Source organism: Mameliella sp. MMSF_3455 (assembly GCF_030733205.1).
Taxonomy (GTDB): domain Bacteria; phylum Pseudomonadota; class Alphaproteobacteria; order Rhodobacterales; family Rhodobacteraceae; genus Antarctobacter.
On sequence record NZ_JASHJL010000016.1, the window covers coordinates 82976 to 109580 of the forward strand.

Here is a 26605-nt window from a genome sequence, read left to right on the forward strand (position 1 = left end):
CACAAGTCCGCACGAAATGGAACTGTGCTGCATAGAGGAGAGAAGAACAGAACACAGAAGAGAAGAACAGAATGGCGTGGCGCCACGGATCGGGCGCCAGGTGCTGTGGATAAGTCGGGACAAGGGCTGAGAAAGGGGGCGATATGGACGCCGCAGAGCAGAAGGACGGCGAGGCGCGCGTGAAGCGGGTGCTGGTCGATGGATTGAAGCGGCTGGGGCTGGCCAAGCCGTCCAGCCTGACCAAGGCAGAGTTCGACGACATGGTTGAGGATCTGTGCGAGCGCCTGGCCTACATGACCGAGGCCAGCCTTGAAGCGCTGGCGGAACAGGTGGCGGCGCATCCGGGCGGCAAGGGCAAGGACCGGTTCCCGATTGCCAAGGTGATCCTGGACTGGGCCGCAGAGATCCAGCCGCCGGAGGACAGTGCCTCGCCGCTGGTGCGGGCGGTCTTTGCGCATGCGCTGGGTCAGAACGCGATTGCCGAGGGCTGGGCGCCGGAGTTGCTGGCGGCGGTCAAGCGGACGCGCCGTTGGCCGGCGGCCTATGCCTGCAAGATGCTGAAGGATGAGGCGGAGGACCCGATCCGGCATCTGCGGGACCTGGAGCGGAAGCTGGCGCGCGGGGATGATCTGCCGCCCGACCAGGTGGCCTGGCGCCAGAGGCGGCTGGCGGTGGTGGACCGGTGCCGGGCCATCGCGGCGATGGGCGCGGGGGTGTCGGCATGATGGCCTATCGCGGGATCGGGGCGCGCGTCGCGGTGCGAGCGGAAGGTGTCGGGCGCTGCGGTCAGCCGGTCGGCCCGGACGGGCGCGAGCGGGTCAGCGTGCGGCTGCTGCTGGAATGGGCCTTTGCGCGCGAGAAGGCGGCACTGGAGTTTGACGAGGTCGGCGGCGGTGCCTCTGTCGGTTGCGACTCGACCCGGCGGATCATGGAAGCGATGGCCCTGTCGACGGGTGAGCCGGGGTCGTGCCTGCGGGTCGATCAGTCGGGCGGGCGCAGCCTGCCGCACCATGACGCCGAGGTCGTGGTCAGCGTGCTGCGGCGGTCGGTGCCGTGGTCGGTGGCGGTGCAGGTGGCGGAACTGGCGCGCTGCTGTGCTTGTCCGCGCTGGGACATCGGGCCTCAGCGGATGGTGCCCTGTGGCTGGCGCGGCGCGAACCAGAACCGGAGGCTGGCCAAAACCGAGGTCATCGGCGAGGTGCGATATCGGACGCGGCGCGGCGAGGTGCGCAAGGCGGTGACGGTCTGTCCCGTGACGGTGGAACCCACGGCCTCGCAGGTGGCGGCGGCGCGGCGGCGGTATCTGGACTGGCGCGGGGCGCTGATGGACGTGCAGGCCGGGTTGCGCGGGGTGACGTTCGACCTCTTCGAGTTGACCGATGCGCTGCCCGCGTTGGCGCCGTGGGACAAAGGGGGTTGACTGAGATCCGCTCATGTTGACATAGTGCCGCTGAATAGAAGTGGGGAGAGATGCCGCCGGGCGCTTCTCGTTTCGGGATACCCCGAGCGCGCCAGCCGACAGGCGCGAGCAGAGCCGGGGCGCTGCAGCGGCTGGGCGGCGCCCCATCCCTTGGAGACGTGCAGCAGGAGATCGGATGGCGCGGCTGAAACCGATGGCAGGCAGGCTGACCGGCCTTGCCCCGCGCTTGTCGACGATGGATCGGACAAGGGACCAGGCCCGCGCTGCGGTGAAGCGTTCTCGCGCCTGGTACAGTTCGAAGCGGTGGCAGGACCTGCGCTGGCAGGTGCTGCTGGAAGCTGGGTTCACCTGCGCACGGTGTGGCTTTGCCTCGTTGGAGAAACGGGCATTGGTCGCGGACCACGTCGAGCCGCACCGGGAGGATGAGGTGCGGTTCTGGGATCGGAGCAACCTGCAGTGCCTCTGCTGGACGTGCCACAGCCGGGACAAGCAGCGGGAAGAGATCGCCTCGGGGCGGTGAGATAAATACGGGCGCCGGGTCGAATTCCATTGACGGCGGTGCCGGAGGGTAGGGGGGGTCGGATCGCTGATTCGGGCCGAAAGGGGAAACCCGCTCCCTACCCATGCGGAGATTTTTTTTGTGGAAGACGAAAATCTGACCAGGGACCTGTTTGGGGACCTCACCACGCTGCCGTCAGGGCGTCGTGGGAGGCCTGCCCATCGTTGGTCGCAAGGCAACGCCGACAGGGTGATCATGGGCCTGGCGATGAGCTACAGCGACCAGGAGATCGCCGAAGGACTGGGGGTCAGTCTGCCGACCCTGCGGAAGTATTATTTTTCGGAGCTGAAACGCCGAGACATGCAGCGTTCGCGGTTCGAGTTGTGGCGGGCAGAGACGCTGGCCAAGAAAGCGCGCGATGGTGACGTCGGGGCCATGAAAGAACTGACCAGGATCGTGGATCGGCGGGACCGCCAGCTGCTGCACGAAAAGATGCAGGCGGCGGGCGACGACAGCCCGCCCGAGGGCAAGAAAGAGGCCCGGCGGCGGGCAGCGGCGGAAACCATCGACGAAAACGATCTGTTGAAACCGGGTTTCGGTCCGCACTGAGATGAACGCCCAGCCAAGCGAATGGTCGACGGCCTGCCCTGACTGGCAGGACCGGCTGATGGCCGGCGAGTCGATTTTTCCGGACCTGCCCCTGAATGAGCGTTCTGCCGCGAAGGCGCTGGCGCTGTTCAAGCGGTTCCGGATGCCGGACATGCCGGAGAAACCGCGCTTTGCGGAGATCTGCAGTTCCTGGCAGTTCGAGCTGGTCGAGGCCCTGTTCGGATCCTACGATCCGGCCACGCGGAGCCGCGCGATCAGCGAGTTCTTCGTGCTGGTGCCCAAGAAGAACGGCAAGACGCCAACGGCGGCGGCGATCATGCTGGTGGCGATCCTGCTGAACGACCGCCCGGATGCCGAGTTCTACCTGATCTCGGCCTCGCATCAGATCGCCAGTTATTCGTTTCGGGCGGTCAAGGGGATCATCAAGTCCGACCCCGAGATCGAGCGGCTGTTCCATATCCGCGATCACCTGAAACGGATCGAGCATATCGAGACCGGGGCGGTGCTGGCCATCGTCTCGGCCGACGGGGATGTGGTCACCGGCTCCAAGGCCAGCGGCATCCTGATCGACGAGATGCACGTCCTGGGCGCCAAGCCCCGGGCGGCGGAAATCCTGGCCGAATTGCGCGGCGGGTTTGCGGCGCGGCCCGAGGGGTTCCTGCTGACGATCACGACACAGTCGAAGGAACCGCCGGCGGGCGAGTTCAAGAAAGAACTCTCCTGGGCGCGCCGGGTGCGCGACGGCGAGGAACAGGCGCCGCTGCTGCCGGTGCTGTACGAGTTCCCGCCCAAGCTGATGAAAAACAAGGCCTGGGAAAACCCGGACATCTGGGGCGCGGTCAATCCGAACCTCGGCGTTTCGGTCTCCACCGCCTTCCTCGAGGAACAGTTCCGCAAAGCCAAGAAGGACGGGCCCGCGGCACTGGCGCTGTTTGCAAGCCTGCACCTGAATGTCGAGATCGGCGTCGGGCTGGGCGGCGAATGGATGGCGGCGCGGTTCTGGGAAAAGGCCGGGGATCAGACCCTGACGCTGGACGAGATTATCGCGCGCAGCGACGTGGCCGTGATGGGCGTCGACGGCGGCGGGCTGGATGACCTGTTGGGCGCTGCGGTGATCGGGCGCTGTGCCGAGACGCGGCAGTGGTTGGGCTGGGTGCATGCCTGGGCGCATCCGGAGGTCCTGCGCCAACGCAAGGAAATCGCGCCGCGCCTGCAGGATTTCGCGGAGGCGGGAGACCTCACGATCCTCGAAGAAGACGACCCGACCGGCGACGTGATCGGTGTGGCCGATGTCGCAGAGCGGTTGAAGGACGCTCAGCTGCTGGCAGATGCCGGGGCCGTTGGCCTCGACCCTTGGGGTGTGTCGGCCATCGTCGATGAACTGGCGCTGCGCGAGATCGAGGACGGGCAGGTCGTCGCCGTGGGGCAGGGCGCCAGGCTGTCACCAGCGATCTGGGGCATGGAACGGAAACTGAAGGACGGGACACTGCGCCATTGCGGCCAGCCGATCATGGGCTGGTGCATGGGCAACGTGAAGATCGAACAGAGGGGATCGGCGGTGACGGTGACGAAACAGGCGGCAGGGCGGGCCAAGATTGACCCGGTGATCGCCATGCTGAACGCCTTCATGCTGATCAGCCGTAACCCGGTCGCGGGTGGATCAGACAAGGAAATCGTGATTCCGGCGGGGTACAAAGTGGCATGATGGGCTGGCTTTGGGGCGATCGGGGCGGCCTGTCCGCCAGCGACATGACGCAGCGGGACGCGGGCGACGACCGCTGGTTCACCGGCATGTCCGGGGCCCGTTCGGAAATCGACGTCACGGTGACGGTCAAGCGGGCCCGGCAAATCCCGGTGGTGCGCAGCGCTCTGAAATGCCTGGCGGACTCGGTTGCCGGGCTGGAACACGGGGCATTCCGCAAGATCAGCGCAACCAAGGTCGAGCGGATTGACGATCACCCGGCGGCAATGTTGCTGCAGGATCCGAACGAAGACCGCACCGGGTTCGAATTCGTCTACCAGATCGTCGATGACCTGGCGGCGCACGGAGATTTCCTGGCCGAGCGGATCTTTGACAACATGGGGCAGACGGTCGGCCTGCGGCGGCTGGACCCGTCGCCTGAGCGGATGACGGTCGAGGAGCTGCCGGATGGATCTGTCCGTTTCGCCGTGCGCGACCGCTGGGGGCGCGAGCGAAAGCTGCTGCGCGACGAGGTCTGGCACATTCCGTTGCCGCCGCTGCTGGACGGGATCCGCGGTACCTCGCCGATCCTTGAGGATGGACGCGAGGCCGTGGCCGTTGGGATCGCGCTGCAGCGCTACGCCAACATCCTGTTCACCAACGATGCAACGCCGCCATACGCCCTGTCGACCGACAGCCATTTCCGCGACGAAGAAAGCCGGAAAAACATGCTGGACGCCATCCGGAAATGGGCGACAGGCCGGAACCGGCATACGCCGTCGCTTCTCGAATATGGCTTGAAACCGCACCGGATGGGGCTGACGGCGGAAGAGGCGCAGTTCCTGGAAACCCGCAAGGAACTGTGGATCGACCTTGCGCGCATCTGGCGCGTGCCGCCGCACAAGGTCGGCCTGCTGGACAAGGCGACGTTTTCGAACATCGAGCACCAGAGCCTTGAGTTCGTCACCGACACCCTGCGCCCGATCCTGGAACTGATCGAGCGCAGCGTGACCAAGCACCTGATCGGCGTGCCGGGCGTGTACTTCGAATTCAACGTCGAGACGCTTCTGCGTGGCGATCTGGAGGCACGCTACAAGGCCTATGCCCTGGGGCGGCAATGGGGCTGGCTGAGCGTCAACGACGTGCTGGCGCTGGAAAAGCGCAACAGCATCGGCCCGGCGGGCGACCGGTATGTCGAGCCGTTGAACATGGTGCCCGTGGGCACGGGGACCAGCGAACGCGAGCGGGATTCGCAGGAGTCGATCAACCGGTCGATTTCCTTCCTGCGGGCGTCGGCCGGGGGATCGCGCGGGCGCCCGCGCCTGGAGCTGGTGAAAGACGCCGCCTGACCAACCGGAACAGAGAAAAGGGCAAGAGAGATGAAGAACATCAAGCAGGCCTTCAAGGTCGAGAGCGGCACCAGGCCGGGCCTGGCAGAACACGACGTGATCCACGGGATCGCGGTCGGCAATTTCTGAGGCGCGCGATGGCACATGAGATTTCGCGTGTGCTGGCGGCTGTCGCTGCCAGCACCTGGGCCATCGACGAAGCCAAGGCGGCAGAGATCGCGCATATGCTGGCGCTGCGTGCCGAAGGCCAAGGTGGCTGGGACGATGAACCCCGCAAGGCCAGCTATGCGGGTGAGCCGGTCACGGGGCGCGGCGGGACGGTGCACGTCCTGCGCCTTCACGGCACCATCGTGCCACGGGGCGGGATGATGTCGCGCATGTCCGGCGCCGCGTCGCTGGAGGGGTTCCGGGCGGCCTTTGCGCAGGCGGCGGGAGATCCGAATGCCACGGCCATCGTCATGGACGTGGACAGCCCGGGCGGCATTGTCGACATGGTGTCGGAGACCGCAGACATGGTCTATGCCGCGCGCCGTCCCGGACGCCCGATCGTGGCGGTGGCCAATACGATGATGGCCTCGGCTGCCTACTGGATCGGCAGTGCCGCAGACGAGATCGTGGTCTCGCCGTCGGGCACTGTCGGGTCGATCGGCGTGCTGGGGCAGCACAACGATATTTCCAAGGCGCTGGAAAAGGCCGGGATCACCAGAACCATCATTTCCGAGGGCGCGCGCAAGGCGGAGGGCGCTTTCGGCCCTCTGACCGACGAGGCGCGCCGCCATCGTCAGGAGGGCGCGCGCTATGCCTATGACATGTTCGTCAATGCCGTTGCCCGCCATCGCGGTGTCGGCAAGGACGTGGTCCGGGCGGACCCCGAAGAGGCGGAGGAGCATTTCGGCGGCGGGCGGGCCTATCACGCGCGCGTCGCGGTGCGCCTTGGCATGGCCGACCGTATCGAGACCTTCGACGCTGCCGTGAAGCGGTTGGCCGAGGCCCGGCGTCCGCGCCGCGCCTCTGTCGCCCGTGCGCGGCTTTCCCTGATCGACTGACCTGCCCGGCGGGGCTGGCAGCAGCGACCTGTGGTGCGCCGGGCGCCACGGGGCGGACACACTTTTCCCGGCGAAAAAGGAGTGGCCAACATGACACTGGCACAACTGAAGAAGCGCCTCGCCGAACTGAAGGCGGAGGGCGCAGAGATCGTCAAGGCGGCCGAGGCCGCAGGCGGCGAGTTCACCGAAGAGCAGGACACGCGGTTCGCCGCGATCGAGGAGGAAATCGAGGGCCTGCGCGCGGACATCGACAAGGCCGAAAAACTGGCCGAACGCCGCCGGTCCATGCAGGGTCTGCCGGCAGGCGCACCCACGCCGGCGCCCGCGGGGCACAACACTGTCAGTGACACCAACCCGGCGCTGACCGCCGGTTTCGCCGACCTAGGTGAATTCGCCACGGCGGTGCACGGTGCCGTGCAGGCGGGCCGTGTCGGCGGTGTGGTCGACGAACGGCTTGGCGCTCTGGCCAATTCGCACGAGGGCGGCGGATCGTCCGGAGAGGGCTACAGCCTGCCGCCGGCCTTCCGCGACGAGGTTTGGGAACTGGTCACCGAGTTCGACGAATTCGGGTCGATGATCGACGAAGAGCCGACCAGCGCGCGCGAGGTCAAGCTGGGTGCAGACGAGACCACGCCCTGGGGGACGGCAGGGATCAAGGCCTACTGGCGCGCCGAAGGCAACCAGATGACCGCCAGCCAGCTGAGTGACGAAGGCCGCAACGTGCCGCTGCATCAGCTCTACTGCATGGCGACGGCGTCGGAGGAACTGCTGGAAGACGCAGCCCGCCTGCGCAACCGCCTGACCCGCAAGGCCGCGATGGCGATTGCCTGGAAAAAGAACCTGGCCATCGTCGAAGGTTCCGGCACCGGTCAGCCTTTGGGCTGGTTCAATTCCGATGCATTGGTCACCGTGGCCAAGGAGAGCGGGCAGTCGGCGGATACGATCAATGCCACCAACGTGGTCAAGATGTACTCCCGCCTGATGACGGTGCCGGGGGACAGCCCGTTCTGGCTGACCAACCAGGACTGCATCCCGGAGCTGATGACCATGACCATCGGCGACAAGCCGATCTGGATCCCGCCGAACGGGTTCGCGGGCGCGCCGGGCGGGTTCCTGCTGGGCCGCCCGGTCCGGTTCTCGGAATTCGCCAAGACCGTCGGTGACAAGGGTGACCTGCAGCTGATCTCGCCCAAGGGCTACTACGGCGTGCGCCGGTCGGATGGGGTGAAGTTCGCGTCGTCGATCCACCTTTACTTCGACTACAACACCGAGGCCTTCCGCTGGACCTTCCGCTATGGCGGTCAGCCGCACCTGTCGGCGCCGGTCAGCCCCAAGAACGGCAACGCGACCAAGTCGCATTTCGTCACCCTGGCCGCCCGCGCCTGATCCGGCGGCCCCGCGTCCGGCAGGCCGCGGGGCTTCCTTCATTCCTGACCGAGGACAGAACCATGAAAATGCTGAACCCCTCCGATCTGGCCGCCGTTGTCGGCGTGATCGACCCCGACGCCAACACCGCCGCGACCTACACCACAGACTGGATCGACATGAGCAGGTTCCAGATGCTGATGGGGGTCGTGATGGCAGGCACGCTGGGCGCCTCTGCGACACTGGACGCGAAATTCGAACAGGCGACCGATTCCAGTGGCACCGGCGCCAAGGATGTCAGCGGAACCGACATCACGCAGCTGACCAAGGCGGGCAGCGACGACGACAAGCAGGTGGTGATCAACCTGCATTCCGATGACCTCGACCTGGTGAACGATTTCACCCACGCGCGCCTGTCGATGACCGTGGGCACGGCGACGTCCGATGTCGCGGCCCTGGTGTTGGGCATGTCGCCCCGCTATGCACCCGCGTCGGACAGCGATGCCTCGACCGTCGCCGCGATCGTGACGCCCTGATCGGGCGATGCGGGCCGTGGTGACGCGGCCCGCTGAAAGATGGCAGAATGATCACCACGATTTCCAAGCCTGCGGTCCTTCTGGATGCACTGGACGACAAGTTGCGCCAGCAGCTGCGACTGGAGCCGGATGAGGATGACCAGAACAGCCTGATCGACGGATTGTGCCTTGCCGCCGTGAGATTGGCCGAAGGCTATACAAAGCGGCGGTTCATCACGCAGACCGTGCGGCTCACGCGCGACTGTTTCGGATTTGGCGGGATCCCGTTGCCGGTCGACCCGATCCAGGGTGTCGACCAGGTCGTCTACACGGATGGCGCAGGCGTGGACCAGACGCTGGCACCCAGTGGGTACCGCCTCATCCCGGCGGGGCTGCCGGTCGAACTGCATCCGCCGTATGGTGAGTCCTGGCCCGTCCCGCGTCCGGACAAGGGGGCAGTGCGTATCGACCTGGTGGTCGGCTTCGGTGACACGGCATATGACGTGCCAGAGGACATCGTGCAGGCCATCCGGCTGATGGTGAACTGGTGGTTCCTGGCCGGACGTGATGCCGGCCATGACATTCCAGGGCAGGTCAAGGCCATGCTGAACCCGTGGCGGCTATGGCTGTGAAGGGGCGCGGCGTGGGGCCGCTGCGAGAGCGCGTCGCCTTTGACAAGCCGGTGACCGCGCCAAAAGACACGGGTGGAATGACGCGGACATTCGTCGAGCAATTCAGTCGTTCGGCGCAGTTCATCTACCAGCGCGGTGACGAGGAAGTCCTGGCCGGTGCCAACGAAGGCACCCGGCGGTTCAAGGTTCGCGTCGCCTCATCCACGGGAACGCGGGGCATCAGGGCCGACTGGCGGATGCGTCACCCGTTGCGGGAAGAGCGCGACCCGGACACCGGCAAGCTGATCGCCGGCGTCTACAACGTGGTCGAGGTCGACACGATTACCAGCCGCGCGTGGGTCTACCTGGTTGTCGAAAGCGGGGTGGCGGTGTGAGCGCGTCTCGCGCCCTTCAGGTGGCGGTTGTCGCCGTCCTGCGCGGAGATCCGGGCGTTGCCGCGATCGTCGGTCAGAAAGTGCTCGACCGGCCCGAGCCGCGAACACCGAAACCCTACATCTCGATGGGGCCCGAGAGTTTCGAGCCCCTCCGACAAGACTGTTTCAAGCGGCGGGTGGCCGTCCTGCAGATCGACGCATGGACCCGCGACGCATACGACCGCGTGCCCTGCAAGGACCTGGTCGATGCGATCGTGGGCGCCCTCGACCAGGCGAAACTCGATCTTGCGCATCCGCACGACCTGTCGCGCTGCGACGTGATCCTGGCGCGGGTGATCGACGATCCGGACGGGATCACCACGCACGGGATCGTGCAGATCGAAACGGAAATCACCGGGTAATTCACCCGTCAGACAGGAGACAGACAGATGACCGTGAAAGCAACCGTGACGGCCCGGATGGACATCGTCCAGCGCGGCGGAAACGACTTTGGCACAGACAAGTTCTCGCCCGTGGTCGAGGCGGTTCTGAACACCGCCAACGGGACCGGCGCGAACCAGGCCGACATCGTTTTCGTGGATGAGCGCGAAGTCCCGGAATCGTCGAATGACGATCTCGACCTTGCGGGTGCCCTGTCCGATGCTTTCGGCGCGACCGTCGCCGCGGCAGAGGTCGTCGCGATCCTGATCATCAACGCGCCGCGCACGGGGACGGCGAATGCCTCGGACCTGACCATCGGCGGCGCCACCAATGCCTTCGAGGGGTTCCTTGGCGGCACGTCGCCGACCATCGGGCCGATCAAGCCCGGCGGGTTCGTCATGATCGGGGCGGGGGACGTCGCAGGCATCGGGACCGTGACCGGCGGCAGCGCCGACGAGTTGCGGATTGCGAATGGTTCGGGCGGCGCGGCCACCTACCAGATCGCGATCCTGGCGCGCAGCGCCTAGTCGGCCCGGCAGACCGTTTCCATGACCGTGGCTGTGGCGTTTCTGCCCTTGTCGATCGCGCCGTTGATCGTGTTCAGGTTGTCGGACATCGCGCTGGCCAGCTTCTTGCCGGGGTTTCCGGTGCTGATGTTGTCGAGAGCGACGATCATCTCGCCGTTCTTCTGTGAGACGGTGGCCAGCATCAGGCGGTCGGCCTGCCATCCCGCGCAGGCCACGGCCAGCTTGTCCTCCGGCGTGGATTGCGCCGCGGCGCTTGAAGCGAAGGCAAGGCAGGTCAGGGCTGTTCGGAACATGGCGGTCTCCATCGGTCGGGCGCGGCGTGGTCGATAGCGCGCGGTTCACCCGCAAGATGCGGGCGATGGAAACCGAAGTCCACGACAAGCTGACCCGTGCGATCGAACGCTGGGCGGACCGCGTCGTGGCAGAGATGCGCGCCATGCTGGCGCTATCCTACCCGGCAGTGGCCGCGAAGGTCGACATCTCCTGGACCTGGGGGCAGGCCCCGGCGGGGGCGATCACGGTCGGGCAGGTGGGCCGCAACGAATTCGACCAGATGGTCGTCACCGTCTACGCCAAGGCAAAATCCGGCAGCGGCATCAGCGCGGCCTGGTTCGAATTCGGCACAGCCCCGCGCGTCCAGAAAAAGACCGGTCGGCCCACGGGCCGGATCTCGGGCGCATCGTTTTTCTTCGGCACCTACCGGTCCAACCGGCGCCGCATCCTGTCGGGGCTGCGCAGCACGCTGCGCCGCGCCGTTCGCAACATCAACGCCCTGTAGGCCCTTGGGCAAGGCATAGGATTAAGGGAGCAAGCCATGGCAAATGCACCGACGGCCGATTTTGACGAACTGGTGTTCGAAGTCGAGTTCACCGCTGGGAGCGGGGTCTACACCAAGGTGTGCGGGATGGTCGACTATACCATCAGCAGGACAAACCAGACCGAGACGTCCGAGGTCCCGGATTGCTCCGACGAAAGCCTGCCGCACAGCATCAAGCGGTCGGTTCGCTCGCAGGACGCGACGATCAGCGGAACCGGCGTCTGGGCGCGCACCAATCACCAGCAGATGATCAACTGGTTCGATAGTGGGGCAACGAAGAATGTCCGGGTGACCCACTTGGTGATCACGGCAGACGGCACTTCGGGTGACACCGAAACCGAGACCTACCCGATGATCTTGGCCGGCATGAACAACGCGCGCACCAAGGGGCAGGTCGTGTCGGCCGAAATTTCGCTGGAGCGTAACGGCGCAGTTGTCTACGGGACCTTGGCCTGATGCAGCCTATCACGCTGACTTGGCCGGGCGGATCGCATCCGTTCCGCCTGCGATTGGGCGAGCTGCGCGCGTTACAGTCTGCGCGTAAGGCCGGCCCCGAGGAAATCTATCTGCGCTTTCACTCTGGACGCTGGGAGGCCGACGACCTGGTGCAGGTAATTCGTTGGGGCCTTGTCGGCGGAGGTATGGCGCCCGACGTCGCCGCCACACTGGTAACGCCGCTGATCGACCTTCATCCGCTCGTACAGTTCAAACTGACCGCGCAGGCGGTTCTGGCGCACGCGCTCTTCCAGGTTGAGGACGATCAGGTGGGGGAGGACAAAGGGGCGACGGAGACGCCCCAGGAAAATGGAGCTTCTCCGAATTCTACGGTGGCGGCGCCGTGATGGGATTCACGCCCGCGCAAGTGGATGAAATGAGCGCTTGGGAGTTTGCGGCCTGCGCCAGGGGCTACGCCCGCGCGCATGGCGCCAAGGACACCGGGACAGGCGCGGTCATGAGCGAAACGCGGATGCGTGACTTGGGGATTCTGTGAGTGGCTGACGAAGACCTCTTGGTCCGAATTGGACTGACCGAAAAGGAATACCTCGCGGCGCTGAAGCGGATGGAATCCCAGTCGCTGAAATCGGCAAAGCAAGCTGAGACCGCATGGAAAAAGCAGAACGCAGGGTTCGTGCGCGGTGCCAACCGGGCCAACAAGGCGGTCAGCGGCTTTTCCAATGGTGGTCTGCGGATGATGGGCCAGCAGCTGAGCCAGGTGGCGCAGCAGGGGGCCGCAACAGGCGACTGGCTGCGGGCGTTCTCGATCCAGGCGGCAGACGTGGGCATGGCCTTTGGTGGCATCGGCATCGCCGCAGGTATCGCCTTGACGGTGCTGGGGCCGATGGTCGGCGACCTGATCTCGATCGGGGACAGTGCCGAGGATGTCGAGCGCAAGGTCAAGGCGCTGTCCGCCGCCATGCAACGGCTGGACGATGCGCGAGGACAAAGCGGGCGTGGCCGGTCATCGCTGATCGACGAATACGGTGGCATGGCGGATCGCGCGCGCGAGCTGATCGCCATCGAGCGCGAGATCGCCGAGATCCGAGCGCGTGAGGCCCAGCAGGCCGCGACGCGGGCCGTGGGGCAGGGGCTCGGCCTTGGCGGTGTGCTGGGATTGGAACCGGAAGAAATCCGGGCGGCAGAGGCCACGCTGGAAGCGCTGCGGACCGAAATCGACCGTTTGCAAACCTCGGGCGGCAAGCTGTCAGACGAGGCGTTCCTGCGGCTGAACAACAGGATCTTGGAACTGCAGGAGCGGGCCGGAAACCTGCGTTCGGTGACCAGGAACTTCGACGATCTGGCGGCCATGCTGGGCATCACGGAACGCGAGGCGCGCGAAGTCGCAGCCCGTTTCGCCGAGATCGAGCAGACCGACGACGCGCGTGCCCGGGCCGACGCGATGATCGCGCTGGCCGGGTACATCAGCGAGGTCAGCGGGAACCTGGGCGATGCCGATGAAGAGGGGCAGGCACTTTACGATCAGCTTTTGGCGGCCGTCCGGGCTGCTCTTGATCTTGCTGCCGTGGACATTGCCACCAACATCGCCAATGGAACGGAAGAATCCGGCAAGTTGCTCAGCAACCTGGCCGCCGCTGCTGCGCTGTTCAACCAGATCTCTGCAGCCGAGTCCAAGACCTACAGCGGGCGCGGGCAGGACCCCCGCTTGTTCATGGAGGGCGGTCGTGGGTCACGCGACCATTACAGCGCCAGCGTTGATTACATCCCGATCGAGGACACGATCGAGCGCTACAACAAGCAACTTGTCAGCGGCAAGGGCGGCAGCGGTGGCGGAACGTCGAAGACGTCGAAGGAGACCCAGGACTACGCCCGGGCTGCAGAACGCTATATCGAGCAGACGCGTACTGCTCTCGAAAAATACAACGCGGAATTGGCCTTGCTGGAAAAGCTGAACGCCAACGGCTTTTTCAAGGAGCACCCACAAGCTTATGCCCGCGCCGTGGCCAACGTGAAGGAAGAGTTCGAGCGCGCGCGTTTCGAAGATTTTGTCCGCGGCATCGACAGCGTGTCCGACGCCATGGCGAACGCCATCGTACAAGGCGAAGACATGGGCGAGGCGCTGCGCAACGTATTCCGCCAGATGGCGGCAGATCTCCTGTCCAGCGGCATTCGCAGCCTGCTCATGTCGATGTTCGGATTTGGGGGCGGTAGCGGTTTCTTCGGTAGTTTGTTTGCAGGGCTATTCGACAGCGGCGGAAGCATCCCGCGTGGACAATTCGGGATCGTGGGCGAGCGCGGTCCCGAGATCGTGCATGGCCCTGCCAAGGTCATCAGCCGTCAGGACACAGCAGCCATGATGCAGGGAGGTCAGACCGACGTGCGCGTCTATTTCGACGACAACGGCAACCTGCAGGCGCAGATCGAGCGTCGAACGACAGCGGCTGTAAGCCGCGCCGCGCCGGGCATCGTGCAGCAATCGGTGCGGGCCACCTACAGCGCCGCGCAAGAGGAGCCGATAGGATGACCAACGTCTATGCCTGGCCGCCGGTGGGGGCATTGGGGCATGAGTGGACGCGCGTCGATCCGGTGGATGTCAGCCGCTCCCTGATCACTGGGGCGGATTATCGCTCTGCCGCGCAGCGCAGCCGGCGGATGGCCACGCTGGTCGTTTCGGGGATCGACAATACCGAGGCCGGTGCAGGTTACATGGAATCGCTGAAACGACTGCTGGCTGGCAGGCACGCTGTCCGTCTGTATTCGAAGCCGGTCAACTGGGGTGGCCGGGGCGACAACGCCCTACGCAACAAGGCGCCGCTGACATGGGAAAACAGTGAGGGTTCGGTCACGTGGGAGGACAGCGAGGGTTCGGTCACGTGGGAATACAGGCCGCTGACCGTGACCGCCACGGGGACCGATAGCCTCGGCTTTGCAACAGTCACCATCTCCGGCGGGCCTGCAAACTACCTGATTGCGCGCCCGGGCGAGTTCCTGACCATCTACAGCGATCCAGCCCAGACCGCAGAGATCGTGACCGCCGCGCAGACGGATGGAACGGGCGCCGCGACGATCCGGGTGTTTGGCAGTCTGGCCAACGCAATCGGCGCAGCCGTCAGTATCGGTACATCCGACACGGGCGTATTCCTTCCTGTCGGACCCTATCCTCGCGCGGTGCGGCCCTCGGCTGGCGATTGGTCATACACATGGAATTTCCGCGAATTGTTCGAGGATGAGGTAGACGGCTCTTTCGTGGAGATCGACCCATGGTGAGCCGCAACGTCGACAGCGCGCTTTTGGCGGAAATCAGCAAGCCGTTCTTTTTCCCGGTCTTCCTCGTCTTTGTCGATTGGCCGGAGGATCCGGTCTATGCGCATTCCGGCGTGGGAAATATCACCTTCGACAGCCAGACGTGGTCCGGGGTCGGGAATTATGCCCGCATCTCGCTGCCCGCAGAACAGCGCGGCACGGCTGCCGACGCGGCGGCCTTTTCGCTGGTGGGCGTGCCGGATGATCTGGCGTCGCTTGCCACCGAGGACGCACGGGACATCACCTGCGCCGTCTGGTTTGGCGCCGTCACGGAGCGGGCCGGGACAAAGCTCGTCGGGACGCCGCAAGAGGTCTTTCGCGGGCGCGGCGACCAGATGCGCGAAAGCATCGCGGCCTCGGAGCTGGGGCGCACGCGGTCATTGCAACTCGGGGCGACGACAGGGCCATCGCAGCGCTTGCGCAGCGGGCTGTTTCACACCTCGGAGCAACACCAGCGCAGCTATCCGGGCGATACGCTGCTACGCCACGCGGCGGGCGTCGAGGCGGCCTTTGTGCTGGGCGTGGAAAACCAGGAAAACTGATGCGGGACATAGCGGACATCTACGCGCGCCCCTTCGAATGGGGTGTCTCTGACTGCTGCACTGCGGCCAGTGACGCCTTCGAGCGGTGGCACGGCATCGACCCCATGCACGACCTGCGCGGGGCCTGTGCGGATCTGGACGGCGCGCGCGAGGTCGTCGCCAACGGCGGCGGGCTGTTGCAGTTGGCCCGCGACTGCGCCACGCGGGCGGGTTTGATCGCTGGCGTTGGCGGTGTCGGGGAGTTCGGCGTTGTCCGAATGCCGGTCGGCCGCCATCACAGAGGGTTGATGCAGAGCCTTGCCGTGCGGTTTTCGCGCGGCTGGTGGGTCAAGACGGAGGGCGGCGTGCTGATCCTGCCGCCCGCTTCGGCAGTGGAGTCGTGGAATGCGTAGGGTCGCGGTGATTGCCCTGCCGGCGCTGACCGCTTGGCCGAATGTCGCGGACGCTGGCGGGATCGCAATTCAGGTCGCCATGTGGGCATCGGCTGCGGGGCTTGGCGGCGTGGCGGCGAACGTCCTTGGCGTCCTGGCGGCGGGTGCCGTGATCGCGCTTGGCGCTTCGGCGTTGCGCATCCCGACAGCCAGCCAATCACGGCAGCGCCAGGTCCTGAAACAGCCGACCAGCCAGCCGGAAATCCGCTATGCCTATGGCCGCACGATGGCGTCGGGGACGCCTCTGAAATTCTTTCGACCTGCGGTGGAGCCGAACAAGAAAGCTGTCTACGGGTGCGTGATCCTGTCGTCGCGCCCGTCCGAGGGCGGGGAGATGGAGTTCTTCGTGGATAGTCGCCCGGTCACGATCCCGGCGGAGATTGGCGAGACTTTCGGCCTCGGCGACCCCGGTGATCCAGTTTACACGCAGGGCGATCCGCTCGACTTCGACAGCGACGGATACAGCATCAAGCCAAGAAACTTTGCTTCGTTCAATACGGGTGATTTCTTGCGGGTCTGGGTCGGTCTTGGTGACCAGACAAAACCACCGCAGCGCATTCTTGACGAGTGCAACGGGTTTTTCACCGAGTCGGACGCGGGCACGGGGCTGACGGTGCTTTGGTATCGGTGGAATACCGGCGGCAGCGGCTCCGATGGTCTGCAGAAGCGCGCCAACCGCTGGCCGAACTATCCCCGCTCGCCCGCTTTCGACGTGGTCATGGACTACAGCAAGGTGTGGGACCCGCGCGATCCGGCGCAGGACAAGGACGATCCCGACACCTGGGAATTCAGCAAGAACCACGCGCTTTGCCTGCTGGACGCAATCCGGCAGAACCCGGTGCAGCCCTGGCCGGACGCGCAGATCCTGCTGGACCTGTTCGAGGACGCCGCCGACGTGGCGGATGAGAGCGTTGACCTGCTGAATGGCGGGACCGAGGCGCGCTACGAGGTTTCCGGCACAATCAACTGGTCCGATAGCGAGCTTTACAACCAGTTGCGCCCGCTGGAACGGGCCGGGGCGGGGCGCCTGTTCTATTCGGGCGGCAAGATCGGATACTATCCCGGCGAATACACGACGCCCGGGTACACGCTAAGCGACGTGCTGGATGACAATCCCATCGAGTTCACCACCATGCAGCGGGGCCGCGACATTCCCCGGCGGCTGGTGGCATCCTACACCCGCCCGCAGCGGCTTTGGGAAACGGCGGAACTTCCCTCAGTCGAGGTGCGGGACGGCGCGGGTGAGGAACGGTCGCTTGAACTTGGCATGGTCACAAGCGCCTCGCAGGCCCGCCGCATCCAGTTAATCGAGGCGCGGCGGCTGGAAGCGCAGAAAATGCTGTCCTGCACCGCGCCGCCTTCGGCCTTCGACCTGCTGCCCGGCAGCACGATCACGGTGGACCTTGACGGGCTTTCGCACATGGACGGGGTGTATCGCGTCACCAACGCGGATCCGGGGATCTGGCTGTCCGGCACCGGCGAGGACGAAAGCAGCGGCGTTGCAATGCGCGTGCCGATCACCGCCAGCGAGGAAGCATCGACCTTCTACGATTGGGACGAAACCACGGACGAATTGGAAATTGTCGATCCGCTGGACCCGCTGGAGGACGTGGTGCTGAGCCTCGGGGCCAGCACCGGCGAAGTGGATGCGGACGGCGACGTGCCAAACGATGCCGATTACACGCAAGTCCGGCTCTACCGGGCGACCACCGGCGCGGGCTTCACGTCGGCCAGCCCGACAGGCGCGGCGCAGACGGTCACCGCAGGCTCGTCTTTCTCTCTCACATTCACCGGCGTCACGACCGGCACGGCGGATTTCTGGCTTGTGCCCTGGTCATCCGACAGCCTTGGCCCGCCGGACGGGCCGCACGCACTCACAGTGACTTAAAAGGAGCCTGCAAATGGCTGTAGATGGAGCGGTCGACCTTACGGGTCGCGTGGCGGATTTTGACGACCTGAACGCAGAACTTGCGGCGATTGCTGGCAAGCAACCCGATTGGGTTTATGCCGACCCGGCGGCGGTTCTGGCCAGCACGGACAGCCTCGCGGAGGGTGAGGGTGTTCAGACGCTGGACGGCTTTCGCTATGTCGTCGCGGCTTCGGGGGCATCGGACCATCACCTGACCACGGCGGGCGGTGACAAGCTGTATGTGCAACCAAGCGCATCGGGGCGCTACAACGTCAAGGCGTTCGGCGCGACCGGCGACGGCACCACCGACGACAGCGCGGCAATCCAGGCGGCGGTTGAATTTGGCAAGAGCCGCCCCGGCGTCACCATCTATTTCCCGAAAGGCGCGTTCCGCGTCGTGACCTCCATCGACTGCACCTATTCGGGAGTGGCTTCGGGGATTTCCTCGGGCTACTACGGTTTCGTGATCGAAGGGTCCGACCAGATCAACTCGATCATCAAATGCGAGACCGCCGGGACGCCGACGTGGGACATGACCGGCAAGCCGCGCATGACCTTCCGCAACATCAGCTTCGCCAACTACTCGGACGGCGCGCACAACCCGTCCTGCATGTTGCTCCTGGCCCGGAACACGACCAACGGCTACGCGGGCGGGCATGTGTTCGACCGATTGACCTTCCGGGGCTATGTCGATGTGACCGGCGTGCAATGCGCGTCGTCGGAGGTGAACAAGTGGATCAACGTCGATTTCGAGACCTACAAGGCCGGCGCCTCGGGGCTTGAACTGACCGAACAGATCGAAACCACGGTCAACTCGGAATACATCGACCTGTCGTCGCACACTTTTGTTGGTGGCAACACGCGGCACATGTTCATCGGCTGCGCCTTCAACGGCTCGTCCGTGCCGAGCGGCACGCATTACATCCGCTGTTCCGGCATCGACAACTCGCAGTTCATCGCGCCCTATTTCAACTTCCAGAACGGCGAGGCCGCCGTGCATTTCTCGGGCAGTTGCTCGAACCTGACCATGAGCGATTTGCGCGTGGAAGGGTCCGGCGACTATTTCATCCGCGTGGGGGATGGCGCCTCTGTGGAGGCCCTGGTTCTGACGGGCCGTTCGTCCGCGCCGATCTATGGCGAGGACAACTCGACCATCACCAAGTCGCGGATCGACATGAACTTCCTGGCGACCGGCTCCGGTGTGCTGTCCAATAGCATCGACGCCTACGACCTGACGGACAGCGATATTCATTTCCTGCCCAACGGGGCGCAGGTGCGCAACAGCGCGCGCGGCTCGCGCTTCCATCACTACAACGGCGCGGGGGCGCTGTCGTTTCCCACCGGCGATACGACCTCCCCGGAGTTCTACGGCCTGTCGTACAGTGGCGGGGCGTCGGACTATCGTCGCCGGGTCCACAGCAAGAGCGCGCGGGACCGGGTTGAGCATGGCCGGGTCGAGATTGATACGCTGGTGACGCCCCTCGTGCTGACCGAGGGCGCCAGCGGGACGGTCACGCCGGATCTCGATGATGGGTGTTTCTTCCAATACTCGGTCAACGGCAACATCACCATCCAGCAGCCGAGCAACGCGAACTTGGGCGCCGACGATCCCAGCTATGGCCAGATGATCACCATTGCTGTCCTGATGGACGGGACGGGCGGCCATTCGGTGACGTTCAACAGCGGCTACGACCTGCAAGGCAAGACCGTGGACACCACGGCCAACGCGCAGACGATCCTGAAGTTCATGCGCATCAAGTCGGGTGCAGGCTACGGCGCGAGCAAGGGCTGGATCGCCGTCTAAGATACCGGGCCCGGCGCGCGCACTGGCGGATCCGGGGACTTCCATCACACCACAGAAAGGGTAGCGCGATGGTTCACATGACATGTGGGCAGCCGGGCGCGTGAGACATCTGGCTGACTGGCTGATCGACAACGTGTGGATGGTGGCGGCCGTGCTGGGCGGCATCGTCGTGTCCATCCTCACCAGCGAGGAACACACCATCCGGATGGCGGCGGCGCGGGTGGCCTCGGGGTTGTTCTGCGCGACGATGTTCCCGGGGCCCCTGCTGGATCTGCTGGGGCGCGACCCGGAGGTCTACGGCAACGCGGTGGCCGGCCTTCTGGCCATGACCGGTTACGCGATCGCCAAGAACCTGGTGGGGCTGACCGGCGGGCAGATCGCCGAATGGGTGGCGGTCATCCTGGGGAGGGGCAAATGACCACGCGCGACGTGTCGAACAAAACCCTCGGTGTTCTCCTGGTGGTCGGCTGGCTGGTCCTGCTGCTGTTGCAGCCCCTGCTGGACGCCTGGGACGACAGGCCATCTCAGCGCCCGTGGATCGACGTGTCCCTGCAGCTGATCGGTGACCAGGTCGACTACACACGAGAGATCAAGCGCGTCCTGCGCGGCGAGTGGACCGTGAGCGTGCAGGTCGAGACCCCGGGCGGGTGGCGGACGATCTGCGACGGCGATGGCAAATGGACATACCGGCCCGAAACCTCGGGCACGATCCGCATGCCCTTTGCCCGGTTCACGGAGGGATGCCCGCAGCCGGTGCGGCCCCACCGGCTCTGCGTCGATTACGTCATGGACGACATGCGTGGCCGGCGGCGGCTCTTCGGGCCGTTCTGCTCGGGCGACTGAAGCACAGGAATGATCCGGGCGCTCGCGCTTCACCTCTGGGGCCTTTGGCGCCGGGGGCCCCTGCTGCCGCGCGCGCTGCTGCGCGACGACACATCCGAAAATGGAAAGGACTCGGCATGACCGACAAGACCATCGCGGCGGTGGAGCCGCTGCTGGCGGTCCTGCGCCTGCACGAAAGCGCCGACGACTACGGCGCCGTCTGGGGCGGGATCAAATCGCGGGACCACCCGCCGCGCCCGCTGGTCGAGATGACCGTGGGGCAGGTGCTGGACTGGCAGGACAGCATCGACCGCCTGTACCAGAGCGAGGCGGCGGGCGCCTACCAGATCCTGGAGGACACGCTGCGCGGCCTCTACCGCGAGGCGGGCGTGCCCCTGACCGCGCGCTATGATCAGGCCACGCAGGACCGCCTGGCGCTGGGGTTGCTGCGGCGCCGGGGCCTGGACGATTTCCTGGCCGGTCGGATCTCGGACGCGGCCTTTGCGCTGTCCCTGGCGAAAGAGTGGGCCAGTCTGCCGGTGCCGCATGACATCCAGCGGCTCGGGCGCACCGTGCGCGCAGGGCAGAGCTATTACGCGGGCGACGGGCTCAACAAGGCGCACGCCGGCATCGACGAGGTCATGGCCGCCCTGCGCCAGATCCGCGCCGCGCCGCAGCCGGACCCGAAGGACCCGGTGACCGCGCGGATCGACAAGGCGCTGGCCGAGGGCGCCAAGGCGGCGCCGGGCCTCGGGGCAGGTGGCACGGCAGGCTACCTGCTGCGCGACGCGCCGCCCTGGGCGCTGGATGCGGCCTGGGGGCTGGGCCTGTTCCTGGCGGCGGCGGTTGGCCTGCTGGTCCTGGCGCGCGTCTGGAAGGCGGTGCGGAAGTGACCCGCTTTGCCATCGCGCTGGCACTGGTCGCCAGCCTCGCCGCCGGGATTTACGCGCTGGGGCGGCGCGATCACGCCCGGGACATCCAACAGGAGAATGACGATGCCACGAAAGCCGCGATCTGGGCGGAGTTGGGCCGCCGCGACTGTGTTGCTGCTGGGGGCTTGTGGGATTTCGCAGCCGGAGAATGTGCCTGGCCTGACAGCCGCCCTCGGTGATGCGCTGCCCGGCGCGCAGGGCCTGACGATCGAGGACCAGGAGCGCATCGACGAAACCGTCGCCCGCGGCTGTGCGGCCGGTGTGTGGACCCGCGCGCGCTGTGCCGAACACACGCCGGCGAGTGCGGCGCGGCGGGCCGTTCTCAGCTGCGCCGCATCGGCGTCTGAAATGCGAACGAAACCAACCTGCACCAAAGGAGTAGACTGATGGCTGCAAACCCCTTCGCCATGTACGGCGCCGCATACGAGGCCATCTGGGACGGCACGGTTGACCTGTCGAATGACAGCTTCCGGATGGTCCTGGTCGGCACCGGCTACACCCCGAACCAGAGTGCCGATGATGCGTGGTCCGACATCTCGGCACATGAAATCAGCGGCACCGGCTACACAGCCAACGGTAAGGCTGTGACGCTGACCATTTCCCGCTCCGGCCTTGCAGTGACGGTTGACTGTGACGATCAGTCGTGGACCGGCTCAACCCTGACAAACGTCGCTTACGCGGTGATCGTTCGTGATGCAGATGCCAACGGGGCGCTGGCCGGGACCGACATTCCGATGTGGTTTTGTGAGCTGGAGGATGGCGGCAGCCTGTCGACGACCAACGGCCCATTGACCGTCACGATCAACGCCTCCGGCCTCTATGTGGCGACGGCTGGCACGGCGGCCTGATGCACCAAGCGGTGCACCTCCTGTGTCCTTCCTGCGGCCAGCCTTTCGAGGCTGACCGTGTGGACGCGGTGGAGGACATTCTGTCTCCGACCGAGTGGCGGATTTTCGAGGTGGTGCAAAATCGGCCCGGCATCGGCATGGATGCATTGGTGCAGGCGGTATGGGGCAACACGCCCGGCGGCGGGCCCCTGACGGCCCCTCGCGTGGCCTCCGTCCTGATCTTCCGCGCGAATAAGCGGCTTGAGCCGCTCGGGCTGCGCATCGCCTCGTCCCATCGCGGGATCGGTGCGACCTACAGCATTCGGGTGACCTGATGGCAGCACCTACCTTTGAAGCCTCGTCAGAGGTCGAGTCCAACAGCAACACGGCCAGCCTGTCGCTGCCAGAGCCATCCGGCGCGACAAGCGGCGACCTGCTGCTTGTGCTTATCGCCCCCGGCACGACGACCGGCCAGCCTGTCACGGCGCCGTCCGTCGATTGGACCGCAGTCGACAACGCCGCGAACGACCCGTCGCTGTGCTGGGACATGTTTGTGTGCCCGTATGATGATGCCGGCGCGGGCCCCTACGTCTTTTCCTTCGACGCATCCTCGCGCGGCACGGCACAGTGTATCCTGATCCGGGGCGCGGACACGACCAGCCCGATCGATGTCCAGAACAAGATCAGCTTTGACGCATTGCGGTTCGAGGGCGGGCAGGCCACCACATTCGAGGACGATGGCCTGACGACGACCGTTGACGACTGTCTTGTCGTCGGCGGTTGGGTCAGTTTCATCGGCCAGCGGTCGGTCACGGTCGGCTCCCCGATGACGCTGATCGACAACACGTTCAATTCACACACTGCCACCACGCGCGCCGCGCAGGCCACCGCCTACATGACGCAGGCCACGGCCGGGGCGACCGGCACATGGCTTTGGACGCTGGACGAAAACTCGACATACGCGGATCTCTGCGCCGTCGCGATCAAGCCGGCGGCAGGCGGCGGCGGGGGCGCCACGGCGACACCGGGCGCGGGGTCCAGCTCCGCCACAGGTCAGGCGCCGACACCATCAGCGGGGTCGACGGCAGCACCCGGCGCCGGGTCAGCCTCGGCGGCAGGGCTTGCCCCGACAGTAGAGACGGCCACCGGCGCCACGGCTGAACCCGGTGCAGGTGCGGCATCGGCGATCGGACTTGCGCCTGCGGTCGCTGCAGGATCGTCGGGCGCGCCGGACGCGGGTGCATCGACGGCACTCGGCCAGGGGCCGACTGTATCCGCCGGGTCAACTGCCCAGCTCGGTGCTGGTCTGGCCAGCGCTATGGGCCAGGCACCTACCGCATCGGCAGGCGCAGTCGCGGAGCCGCCTAGCGGATCCAGCGCCGCCGCAGGGCGCGCGCCGACGGTCTCGGTCGGGGGCAGCGCCAGCGCAGAGCCGGGGACGGGCGTGTCATCGGGAACCGGGCTTGCGCCCTCGGTCTCTGCTGGATCAGTAGCGGAGCCCGGGGCGGGGGCCGCTTCAGGGATTGGCCTGGTGCCAAGCGTCAGCACCGGTCAGGGCGCGGTCATCACCGTCCCGGCCGGCACGGCCAGCGCCACGGGCCTCGCACCCAACGTCATCGCAGGACAAGGGGCCGAAGCGCAGCCGGGCGTCGGCGCGTCGATTGCGTCCGGCCTCGCCCCCATCGCGTCGGCTGGCGCCATCATCCTGCCGGACTCGGGCGCATCGTCGGCCATCGGGCTGGCACCTGTCGTGACCCTGGCGGCTGTATCCAATGCCGGACAGGCCATCACCGCGATCTGGCGCACGCGGGCCGTCACGGCGACATTTCACACGCGCACGGCCACCGGAGCGTGGCGCACGCGCAGCGCAACAGGAACATGGAGAGGCGAGGCATGACGATAGCGGCCATCTGGGAAAATGACGACCTTGTCCTGGCGGTGACCGTCGCGGATGAGGCGGGGGACGCTATCGACCTGACCGGCGCCACCGTCGAGGCGATTGCCAGCATGTACAGCGGAACAACCGTCGAGCCGACCGTCACGGTCACTGATGCGGCTGCGGGTGCGGTGACGGTGCAGTTTGACGAAGGGGCGCTGTCATCGACCGTATGGCGCATCCAGGTGCGGGTGACGATTGCAGACGTCACCCAGACGGTTCTGGATGAAACGGTGTCGGTCAAGCGGTCGTACTTCCCGGCCTGATGGGCGAAACGAGGGACGCTTGGCCTGCGAGGGCCGTCCGGCAAACCCGTCAGGTCCTCGCCGCGGGGTATCGCGCGCGGATGCGATCGATGTCCGGTTGGCGCGCGAGCTATTGGGGGGAAATTGCGCACCGCCGGGCAAGATTGAAGGAGGATTGATACTGGACGTTGGCTCCAGTAACTGCTTCATCACTGATAGCAACCTCATCGCACTAACGGGTAAGTTTTGTCGACTCTTGTTCTGCCCCGCAATCTTGAAAAAAATAACCTATTCGTTTCGTTCGGGGCGTTTCTTAAAGAAAACCCTAGCATGCCTGCTGAAGTAGTAATTGATTTTTCGGATGTGAGTTTCATAACGCCACCCAGTGTGGCTTTCCTTAGCAATTTTACATACTGGTTTGCCAATGCGGGTGCGAAGGTTGCATTTGATGGCCTGAATGTTAATCGCGCGGCCATAAAGTATTTAGATGACTCCATGTTTTTCGAGCAGCACTTGGGGAGCAAACTTGATCCAAGCAGCTATTGCCGATCAACAACGGTACCGGTGCGAAAAGTTGCCAAAACTGACAGTTATGGATGGTTGGAGTTTGAGTTCATTCCGTGGCTGAGTGAAAAATCAGGACTGTCAAAGGCGAGTTTGGCAGAGGTGAAAACTTGTCTCCAAGAACTCTTCAATAATATCAGTGATCATACGGTTCACGACGAGGGTTGCGTGTTCGGTCAGTGGTACCCCAATATCAATAAAATAATCGTCAGCATTGGAGATTTCGGCATAGGCATCCCCCAAAATGTGGAGCGTGTTGTGCCGAATCTTTCAGATAATGGCGCGATTCTGAAAGCTGCTGAAGATGGTTTTTCGACAAAGAGCCTGCCCACAAATCGTGGGGCTGGACTTCACCTGCTCTTGTTAAATGTTGTGCAACGGTTTTGCGGTACGGTAACCATTCGATCACATGCCGGTTACGTAGAGTTTGTCAACCATGAAGGTAAGATCTATAGTGTAGAGTACGAAAGTTGTGGTTTCTGCATTGGCACAACGATCGATCTGGTTCTGTACACTGATCGCATCCCGCATGCAGATGACGAGGAGGAGTTTGAATGGTTTTGATCATTTCTTCGGTCGTTCGGTCATGCGACACGAACGAACAGGGCGATGTGGTTCGTCTGGAGATCATCAAACATCTGTCCAAGAACGAAAAAGTAACGCTGGATTTCTCTGGGGTCACAAACGTGACTTCTTCGTTTGTCAACTCGGCGCTGATTTCGTTGATGCCACAATACGACGTCCGTACCATCAAGGCGCGGATCCAGGTCACGCGCGCGAACAGGCAGATCGGTACGATGATCAACGACCGATTCCGCTCTGAGCAAAGGTTGCGAAGTTCTTACGAAGCGTCTGCTATCTCCTAGAAAGCCGCTGTACTGTATGGCTGTGAACATCTTTCAGCATCGCACCTAAACTACTAGGAACTCAGATGGCGTTTCATGGCGGCCCCGGTCTGGCTACTGGGGCCGTTATCTGCAAAGTAACGAGTTGTAGTTGGCTAGACCAGCGGCTGCGACCTAAACGTTGTGCTGATCACGCAGGGTGTCGGTGCTACGTGCGCTCGGTTTGATCCGGAAGGTGGCTATTTCGTGACGCAGCGCCAGGCCGGGCCGGGCCGTTCCAAGGTAAGGTGCCGGGGTACTGCCAACCATGATTCGCCTCTTGTTCTGATTCGCGGCCTGCGGGGTCGAGAATACCATCCCAGTCCCGCGCGAGAGCCACAGCCTGCTACGAGATTAGATCCTTCGCCGTTGCTAGTGTCGTCGCTGCCGCCATGTTGGCGCCCCGGACATGCATCGATTATACGATCCCGGCCCCCGGTGCTGACACGCTGTGGGTGACACGGGCACATCGAGTTACGTCAGGTGTGTTCCTCAGATTCTCGATTTGTTTCCAGTTTTCGGTTTATCTCGCCACCGCGGTGCCTGCCGTTCGTCGTAGAAATCGAAACCCGGGACCGGGATGCAGGTGTCGTCTGCGTATTGTCTTAGGGGGTGAGATGATTCGAATCGGTCAAAGAAGGCGGCGGAGCCTTCAAAGGGGGATCCTTCCGGCCCTCTTGATCTTGTGCGCCGGTG

General features: G+C 64.8%; 34 protein-coding genes. 33 read left to right on the forward strand and 1 reads right to left on the reverse strand.

Going from position 1 to position 26605, the window contains the following annotated elements:
- Window positions 1–143: 143 nt before the first annotated feature.
- The 13 genes from RBB42_RS13685 (at window position 144) to RBB42_RS13745 (ending at window position 10437) form a co-directional block, all read left to right on the forward strand.
- On the forward strand, window positions 144–725 hold the full coding sequence (locus RBB42_RS13685; RefSeq protein ID WP_305972637.1) for a hypothetical protein: 582 nt from the start codon (window positions 144–146) through the stop codon (window positions 723–725).
- Window positions 722–1420, forward strand: coding sequence for a hypothetical protein (locus RBB42_RS13690; RefSeq protein ID WP_305972638.1), 699 nt, complete (start codon window positions 722–724; stop codon window positions 1418–1420). Before RBB42_RS13685 ends, RBB42_RS13690 begins: the two co-directional genes overlap by 4 nt.
- A gap of 175 nt (window positions 1421–1595) precedes the next feature.
- Window positions 1596–1940 carry an HNH endonuclease gene (locus RBB42_RS13695; protein WP_306043703.1) on the forward strand — a complete coding sequence of 115 codons (345 nt, stop codon included), beginning with the start codon at window positions 1596–1598 and terminating at the stop codon, window positions 1938–1940.
- A 234-nt stretch (window positions 1941–2174) separates the two neighbouring features.
- On the forward strand, window positions 2175–2528 hold the full coding sequence (locus tag RBB42_RS13700) for a hypothetical protein (RefSeq protein WP_306043717.1): 354 nt from the start codon (window positions 2175–2177) through the stop codon (window positions 2526–2528).
- Window position 2529: 1 nt separating this feature from the next.
- The gene (locus RBB42_RS13705) at window positions 2530–4233 is read left to right on the forward strand and encodes a terminase large subunit (RefSeq protein WP_306043704.1); all 1704 of its coding nucleotides are present in this window, start codon (window positions 2530–2532) and stop codon (window positions 4231–4233) included.
- Complete coding sequence (locus tag RBB42_RS13710) at window positions 4230–5558, forward strand: phage portal protein (RefSeq protein WP_306043705.1); 1329 nt, start codon at window positions 4230–4232, stop codon at window positions 5556–5558. The genes RBB42_RS13705 and RBB42_RS13710 overlap by 4 nt, the downstream gene beginning before the upstream one ends.
- A 137-nt stretch (window positions 5559–5695) precedes the next feature.
- On the forward strand, window positions 5696–6604 hold the full coding sequence (locus tag RBB42_RS13715) for a S49 family peptidase (RefSeq protein WP_306043706.1): 909 nt from the start codon (window positions 5696–5698) through the stop codon (window positions 6602–6604).
- 90 nt (window positions 6605–6694) lie between these two features.
- Entirely contained in the window at window positions 6695–7990 is a 1296-nt protein-coding gene (locus RBB42_RS13720; protein WP_306043707.1) for a phage major capsid protein, read from the forward strand.
- Window positions 7991–8052: 62 nt separating this feature from the next.
- Window positions 8053–8505, forward strand: coding sequence for a hypothetical protein (locus RBB42_RS13725; protein ID WP_306043708.1), 453 nt, complete (start codon window positions 8053–8055; stop codon window positions 8503–8505).
- 47 nt (window positions 8506–8552) lie between these two features.
- Entirely contained in the window at window positions 8553–9116 is a 564-nt protein-coding gene (locus tag RBB42_RS13730) for a head-tail connector protein (protein ID WP_306043710.1), read from the forward strand.
- Window positions 9107–9490 carry a phage head completion protein gene (locus RBB42_RS13735; protein ID WP_306043711.1) on the forward strand — a complete coding sequence of 128 codons (384 nt, stop codon included), beginning with the start codon at window positions 9107–9109 and terminating at the stop codon, window positions 9488–9490. Before RBB42_RS13730 ends, RBB42_RS13735 begins: the two co-directional genes overlap by 10 nt.
- Window positions 9487–9891, forward strand: coding sequence for a DUF3168 domain-containing protein (locus RBB42_RS13740; protein WP_306043712.1), 405 nt, complete (start codon window positions 9487–9489; stop codon window positions 9889–9891). The genes RBB42_RS13735 and RBB42_RS13740 overlap by 4 nt, the downstream gene beginning before the upstream one ends.
- Window positions 9892–9918: 27 nt before the next feature.
- The gene (locus tag RBB42_RS13745; RefSeq protein ID WP_305972696.1) at window positions 9919–10437 is read left to right on the forward strand and encodes a hypothetical protein; all 519 of its coding nucleotides are present in this window, start codon (window positions 9919–9921) and stop codon (window positions 10435–10437) included.
- Here RBB42_RS13745 and RBB42_RS13750 read toward each other — a convergent pair.
- Window positions 10434–10730, reverse strand: coding sequence for a hypothetical protein (locus RBB42_RS13750; RefSeq protein WP_305972697.1), 297 nt, complete (start codon window positions 10728–10730; stop codon window positions 10434–10436). The two genes, RBB42_RS13745 and RBB42_RS13750, sit on opposite strands and share 4 nt — an antisense overlap.
- A gap of 26 nt (window positions 10731–10756) precedes the next feature.
- On the opposite strand from RBB42_RS13750, the gene RBB42_RS13755 reads away from it, so the two are divergent.
- The 20 genes from RBB42_RS13755 (at window position 10757) to RBB42_RS13850 (ending at window position 25891) form a co-directional block, all read left to right on the forward strand.
- A complete protein-coding gene (locus tag RBB42_RS13755) occupies window positions 10757–11215 on the forward strand; it encodes a hypothetical protein (RefSeq protein ID WP_305972698.1) in 459 nt (152 codons plus the stop codon).
- 36 nt (window positions 11216–11251) lie between these two features.
- Window positions 11252–11710 (forward strand): phage tail tube protein, encoded by a 459-nt coding sequence (locus RBB42_RS13760; protein WP_305972699.1) that lies wholly within the window; start codon window positions 11252–11254, stop codon window positions 11708–11710.
- Window positions 11710–12096: a gene transfer agent family protein gene (locus RBB42_RS13765; RefSeq protein ID WP_305972700.1), complete on the forward strand. Its 387-nt coding sequence runs from the start codon at window positions 11710–11712 to the stop codon at window positions 12094–12096. Before RBB42_RS13760 ends, RBB42_RS13765 begins: the two co-directional genes overlap by 1 nt.
- A complete protein-coding gene (locus RBB42_RS13770) occupies window positions 12096–12245 on the forward strand; it encodes a hypothetical protein (protein WP_305972701.1) in 150 nt (49 codons plus the stop codon). Before RBB42_RS13765 ends, RBB42_RS13770 begins: the two co-directional genes overlap by 1 nt.
- Window positions 12246–14234 (forward strand): hypothetical protein, encoded by a 1989-nt coding sequence (locus tag RBB42_RS13775; RefSeq protein WP_306043713.1) that lies wholly within the window; start codon window positions 12246–12248, stop codon window positions 14232–14234. It begins immediately after the preceding gene.
- Window positions 14231–14977: a hypothetical protein gene (locus RBB42_RS13780; protein WP_306043714.1), complete on the forward strand. Its 747-nt coding sequence runs from the start codon at window positions 14231–14233 to the stop codon at window positions 14975–14977. The genes RBB42_RS13775 and RBB42_RS13780 overlap by 4 nt, the downstream gene beginning before the upstream one ends.
- A complete protein-coding gene (locus tag RBB42_RS13785) occupies window positions 14971–15555 on the forward strand; it encodes a hypothetical protein (protein ID WP_305972639.1) in 585 nt (194 codons plus the stop codon). Before RBB42_RS13780 ends, RBB42_RS13785 begins: the two co-directional genes overlap by 7 nt.
- Window positions 15555–15947, forward strand: coding sequence for a DUF6950 family protein (locus tag RBB42_RS13790; RefSeq protein WP_305972640.1), 393 nt, complete (start codon window positions 15555–15557; stop codon window positions 15945–15947). Before RBB42_RS13785 ends, RBB42_RS13790 begins: the two co-directional genes overlap by 1 nt.
- A complete protein-coding gene (locus RBB42_RS13795) occupies window positions 15940–17874 on the forward strand; it encodes a phage tail protein (RefSeq protein WP_305972641.1) in 1935 nt (644 codons plus the stop codon). Before RBB42_RS13790 ends, RBB42_RS13795 begins: the two co-directional genes overlap by 8 nt.
- Before the next feature lie 13 nt (window positions 17875–17887).
- Entirely contained in the window at window positions 17888–19699 is a 1812-nt protein-coding gene (locus tag RBB42_RS13800; protein ID WP_305972642.1) for a glycosyl hydrolase family 28-related protein, read from the forward strand.
- A 100-nt stretch (window positions 19700–19799) separates the two neighbouring features.
- Window positions 19800–20117 (forward strand): hypothetical protein, encoded by a 318-nt coding sequence (locus RBB42_RS13805; RefSeq protein WP_139132406.1) that lies wholly within the window; start codon window positions 19800–19802, stop codon window positions 20115–20117.
- Window positions 20114–20542, forward strand: a complete 429-nt coding sequence (locus tag RBB42_RS13810) for a hypothetical protein (RefSeq protein WP_305972643.1) — start codon at window positions 20114–20116, stop codon at window positions 20540–20542. The genes RBB42_RS13805 and RBB42_RS13810 overlap by 4 nt, the downstream gene beginning before the upstream one ends.
- A gap of 116 nt (window positions 20543–20658) precedes the next feature.
- Window positions 20659–21414 (forward strand): hypothetical protein, encoded by a 756-nt coding sequence (locus RBB42_RS13815; RefSeq protein WP_305972644.1) that lies wholly within the window; start codon window positions 20659–20661, stop codon window positions 21412–21414.
- Window positions 21411–21632: a hypothetical protein gene (locus RBB42_RS13820; protein ID WP_305972645.1), complete on the forward strand. Its 222-nt coding sequence runs from the start codon at window positions 21411–21413 to the stop codon at window positions 21630–21632. Before RBB42_RS13815 ends, RBB42_RS13820 begins: the two co-directional genes overlap by 4 nt.
- A 207-nt stretch (window positions 21633–21839) precedes the next feature.
- Entirely contained in the window at window positions 21840–22301 is a 462-nt protein-coding gene (locus RBB42_RS13825) for a hypothetical protein (RefSeq protein ID WP_305972646.1), read from the forward strand.
- Window positions 22301–22615, forward strand: coding sequence for a hypothetical protein (locus tag RBB42_RS13830; protein WP_305972647.1), 315 nt, complete (start codon window positions 22301–22303; stop codon window positions 22613–22615). Before RBB42_RS13825 ends, RBB42_RS13830 begins: the two co-directional genes overlap by 1 nt.
- Window positions 22615–24177, forward strand: a complete 1563-nt coding sequence (locus RBB42_RS13835) for a hypothetical protein (RefSeq protein ID WP_306043715.1) — start codon at window positions 22615–22617, stop codon at window positions 24175–24177. The genes RBB42_RS13830 and RBB42_RS13835 overlap by 1 nt, the downstream gene beginning before the upstream one ends.
- Complete coding sequence (locus RBB42_RS13840; protein WP_306043716.1) at window positions 24174–24482, forward strand: hypothetical protein; 309 nt, start codon at window positions 24174–24176, stop codon at window positions 24480–24482. The genes RBB42_RS13835 and RBB42_RS13840 overlap by 4 nt, the downstream gene beginning before the upstream one ends.
- A gap of 309 nt (window positions 24483–24791) precedes the next feature.
- Complete coding sequence (locus tag RBB42_RS13845) at window positions 24792–25589, forward strand: ATP-binding protein (RefSeq protein WP_305972711.1); 798 nt, start codon at window positions 24792–24794, stop codon at window positions 25587–25589.
- Entirely contained in the window at window positions 25580–25891 is a 312-nt protein-coding gene (locus RBB42_RS13850; RefSeq protein ID WP_305972712.1) for an STAS-like domain-containing protein, read from the forward strand. Before RBB42_RS13845 ends, RBB42_RS13850 begins: the two co-directional genes overlap by 10 nt.
- Window positions 25892–26605 lie beyond the last annotated feature (714 nt).